The sequence below is a fragment of the Bradyrhizobium sp. PRIMUS42 genome (assembly GCF_023006515.1).
In the GTDB taxonomy this organism is placed as follows: Bacteria; Pseudomonadota; Alphaproteobacteria; order Rhizobiales; family Xanthobacteraceae; genus Bradyrhizobium.
This window is the reverse complement of the sequence record NZ_JALBGZ010000582.1, coordinates 1-3,943: the sequence shown is the minus strand read 5'-3', so window position 1 is coordinate 3,943 and position 3,943 is coordinate 1. Positions and strand designations below refer to the sequence as shown.

The 3,943-nt window shown below is 63.5% G+C and carries 4 protein-coding genes and 1 pseudogene; 4 read left to right on the top strand and 1 reads right to left on the bottom strand.

The window, feature by feature from the left end; genetic code table 11:
• Positions 1 to 321 (top strand): Hpt domain-containing protein (locus MOV75_RS29745; protein ID WP_247007107.1); only part of this gene is annotated, 321 nt, incomplete at its 5' end.
• A 99-nt stretch (positions 322 to 420) separates the two neighbouring features.
• On the top strand, positions 421 to 669 hold the full coding sequence (locus tag MOV75_RS29740; RefSeq protein WP_246928461.1) for a hypothetical protein: 249 nt from the start codon (positions 421 to 423) through the stop codon (positions 667 to 669).
• A 73-nt stretch (positions 670 to 742) separates the two neighbouring features.
• Here MOV75_RS29740 and MOV75_RS29735 read toward each other — a convergent pair whose 3' ends face one another.
• Positions 743 to 1,366 (bottom strand): helix-turn-helix transcriptional regulator, encoded by a 624-nt coding sequence (locus tag MOV75_RS29735; RefSeq protein WP_246928459.1) that lies wholly within the window; start codon positions 1,364 to 1,366, stop codon positions 743 to 745.
• 334 nt (positions 1,367 to 1,700) lie between these two features.
• On the opposite strand from MOV75_RS29735, the gene MOV75_RS29730 reads away from it, so the two are divergent.
• Complete coding sequence (locus tag MOV75_RS29730) at positions 1,701 to 2,864, top strand: hypothetical protein (protein ID WP_246928457.1); 1,164 nt, start codon at positions 1,701 to 1,703, stop codon at positions 2,862 to 2,864.
• A 625-nt stretch (positions 2,865 to 3,489) separates the two neighbouring features.
• Positions 3,490 to 3,943 (top strand): annotated as a pseudogene (locus MOV75_RS29725) (response regulator); the annotation flags it as partial.

Sequence of the window (3,943 nt, the reverse complement as noted above, 5' to 3'; positions counted from 1 at the left end):
CGCGAGCCGCGCGCATACGAAGCGCTGGTGCGCGAGATCGGCGAGGACGGTGCCTGCGAAGTGCGCGAGGTGTTCTGGAGCGAGACCTGCGCACGCCTGCAACTGTTCCGCACGCTCTCGCTCGCTCAGCACCATGCCAGGATCGCGCGCGAAGCGCATTCGCTGAAGAGCGCGGCCGGGACATTCGGCTATGTCAGGCTCGCGGCGCTGGCATTGACGCTGGAGAGGTCGGCAGAGAGGCTCGGCGATGCCGAATTCCGCGATCTCCTGGACCGGATGGATGCCGCCTATGTCGCCGCGCGCGCACAGGAGCCGCGCTAACCACTCCGGCGTGCATTCCCGCCGTACTTCTACGGTTGGCGATTTTTAGAGATGGCTAATCATAGGTGGTGATAGTCGCGGGAAACCAGGAGGGTTTCCATGTTCACCTACGAGACCGCGGACCAGAAGGAGGTTCGCCGCTTCCGCATCGCACAGTTCAACGGCCGGATGGCGACGGTGAGGGCTGGCGAGTCGACGGTGACCGGCTTCGTGCGTTCGGTGCTGGAGCAGGAATCGAGCATGCCTCCCCGCTGGACCATCACCATTATCCCGAACGGGCCGAAGGAAGAAATCAAGCCGCTGCGTCCCGCCTCGCGCGCGCGTCCCTTCGCCGAAGACTATTTCTGAGCGCGATCGGGTTCTCGAGATATATCTTCCGGCCTTTGTCCGCACCGCCTGCCGGCGATGCAACACGCCAGCCTCAATCGATCGAATGCAGCAGCGCCGCACGGACGAGATCCGCGGTGTTGCGCGCACCGAGCTTGCGCATCGCCTCGGCACGATGGCTCTCGAACGTGCGCGGACTAATCTGCATCCGAAGCGCACCCTGCTTGTTCGAGTATCCCTCGCTGATCAGCCTCAGCACCTCGCGCTCGCGCTTCGTCAGCCGCTTCTGGCCCGACAGGCCGAGGAGTTCGGCACTCGGCACGCGCTGGGCTTGCTGGGCGCGGACGGCCTTCGATTCTGCGTCCTCGGCACTGGACGGGATCGACAAGCCACCCTTGTGACGACCCGCAAGCTGCTTGACCAGGCCGCAAACCCGCTCGGTCTGTGCCAGCGCGTTCTCGACCACCCGCTGCAAATAGGCACGGTCGCCGGTGACGGGCGCGAACTGATCGCTGTGATGCTTGATCTCGCCCATGTAGAGCAGCAGCGCAGTCAGGGGGCCGTTGAGCTCGCGGGCAATGGCAGCGGCCATTTCGTCGGCCGCCTTGGCCCGGGCGGCGCTCAGGCGGACGAAATCGAGCTCATCAGTTGGAGCAGCGCTGCTTTCGTACCATTCCGACGGCCGCGAATCGGTGGCCGTATCATTCTGTGACCCCATGTCACTCATTTAGCGGAACCGGGGGCGGTCTGTGGTTAACTTTTTGCTCCGTAAGACTACGGTGATTTCGGCGGTTTTGCGCTAAAATGGCGACGTCGGCACAATTTGTGCTTGCGGCGCGCGGCGCCCGATCCCGCAAGGGTTGAGTTTCCTGCTGAGGTCTTCGGCAAACGGTCCGAAAACTCCTTAACCGCCGCTTTCGCCCGAGGCCGCCCCCCGGCTTTTACGGAATAATTAACGGCGACTTGCTTCTCTTAGGAGGTTGAGAGCGCGCAAATGCCTCCACGCATTGGGCCCGCACGCCCGCGGGACACGCTGCGAAAGATTGCGTGCCATGGACGAGATCGATCGGCTGTCGGAATTCCTGCAGAGGCTGACGCCGCTGTCGCGCAGCTGTCTGCTCAGTGAGCTGGAGCGGCTCGAGCTGTGCGGCCTCGACATGCCGGGCTCGGCCGACGTCCAGTCCCGCTTGCGCGCCGAGTTTCGCAAGGACGGATCGACCCAGGCGCGCGCCACCAGCCCGTCGCGCTATTTCTTCGCACCGCTCGAGCTGCTCCTGATCGACGGCGCGCCCGAGCACGCCAATATGGGGCGGATCTCGCGCAACACCCTCACCCCGATCTGGGAATGGATCTGCCGCGACCTGCTGCCGACCATGGCCCGCGACTACATCAAGGCGATCAGCGACCAGGTTGCCGCCAACAATCCGAAGGAAGTCCTGAAGATCGCATCGACCTTCCAGACCAAGGTCGTCAAGGTGCTCGAGAGCACCTTCGCTTCGGCGGAGAGCACCGAATTCGCGCGGGCCAAGCTCGCGCAGTATACGGCGTCGCGCAGCGCCTTCGACGACGTCAGGAAGATGCAGCATGTGCTGCGCGCCGGCGATGCGCTGCCGAAATTCAATGAAAAGCTGCCTGCAAAAATCGCGAGATTCGACGACGGCCAGGTTGCCCAGATCACCGCGCAGCTCGACGCCTTCAAGAAGGCCCATCCCGAGGCACTGCCCTTCGCTCTGACGCTGGTGGCGAGGCGCCTTGCGACGTCCTGGCAATTGGTGCGCCTCGCCACCAAGGCCGCCGCGAGCAAGAGCCCTGCCGACGTCGCCGCCGCGCCCTATGCCTGCGTCGTTCCCATGGTGCTCGACCGGCTCGACGACAAGCGCCTCGCGCTTCGTATCGCGCTCCGGCACAACCGGGTGCTGGTCGCCCGCGACCTGCTCACCGAGATCTATGACACCGAATATGCGCTCAAGGTGCGCATCGACGGCATCGAAAACAGCGAATGGGGAATCCGGCTCCAGCAATTGATGGACGCGATCGCGGCGCTGGTGTCCGCCGAGGTAAGCCGCTTCCCTTCCAATGTCGGCCACATCCTCGGCTCTCGCCGACTGCGCAGCCATGACACGCTCGGCGGCAAGCTGACTTATCTGGCCTGGAAGGGGCGCGACGCGATGCAGGACGGCGCGGCCGCGTTCCGCAAATTGATCGGGCAAACCTGATATCGCGCGGCGCGCGTCAATGCGCGCGCGGCAGGCACAGGAAGCGATCGAGAAATCGTCCTGACATCACGACCCTGAACCACCAATACATCAAACGCCGCGTCGTCATTGTCGCAATCCTCGACAGCCCACCACCGGCTGAGCCGAGCAATAGCGCAAGTGCAGCAACCCGCATGTGATGCGCTTCACATTCCCGGCCGCGGGCCTGGCCGCGTTGTCGCAGAACTGTCGCGGGCGAAGGCGGAACATGCGCGCATCGCGGGAAAGAAGACGACGCGGTCCTGTTCCCCGTCATCGAGCACTCGCCGCACATCTCGAAAAAGCCACCGGTCAATCCTCCGACGATCCCGCATTGCTTCGAAAGGGCACACATTCGCATTGCCCGCCTCCGTCCATCGGCGGGCACGATGCCAGTTACATCGCGCGAGAAAAATTTCGCGTGCGCTGGCAGGCGTTGCGCCTGCGGTGCTCGGGTACGCGAATTCTTTTCGAACAGACTGTTGAAAAATTAGCTCGAATTGCAGGGTTTAACGTTACTCAGATAATTCAAGAACGATGTGATGCTCTCCTTATTTGAACCCACGCTCCGCGTTTAAGAAACCGTCACGGAACGGGAGTGACGTTGATGAACGATGGGATGGTTGAGCTCGTCGGACGAAGGCCTGTGACCTTCGGACGACGAAAGGTAACGCCGCGCGCCTGCGTGGCCGATAGCAAGCGGCATCTGCGCGCCTTTCTCAGCGAGGTGCTGGAGGATCTCGGCTTCGTCACCAGCGAATGCGCCAGCGCGGACGAACTGCAGACGGTGCTCGCCACCGATCTGCCCGACCTGATCCTGCTCGGCGTCGCCACTGACGGCATCGAGCCGGGGAGATTCCTCGAAATATTGGTGCGGGAGGCTTTTGCCGGCAAGGTTCTGACCGTCGGCGCCCGGGAGTCGATCATCGTCAGGGCCGTGCAGCAGGTCGGCGAGGAATATGGTCTTACCATGCTGCCGCCGCTGACGACGCCCTTTGCCGCGGAAACGCTGCGCGAACGCGTCGCCATGCTGCTGCCGGAGGAGCCGGCGCCGAGCCCGG

Excerpts from the sequence above, each read along its gene's own strand:
- MOV75_RS29740 (WP_246928461.1), top strand. The coding sequence starts at position 421 with ATGTTCACCTACGAGACCGCGGACCAGAAGGAGGTTCGCCGCTTCCGC.
- MOV75_RS29730 (WP_246928457.1), top strand. The coding sequence starts at position 1,701 with ATGGACGAGATCGATCGGCTGTCGGAATTCCTGCAGAGGCTGACGCCG.
- MOV75_RS29735 (WP_246928459.1), bottom strand. The coding sequence starts at position 1,366 with ATGGGGTCACAGAATGATACGGCCACCGATTCGCGGCCGTCGGAATGG.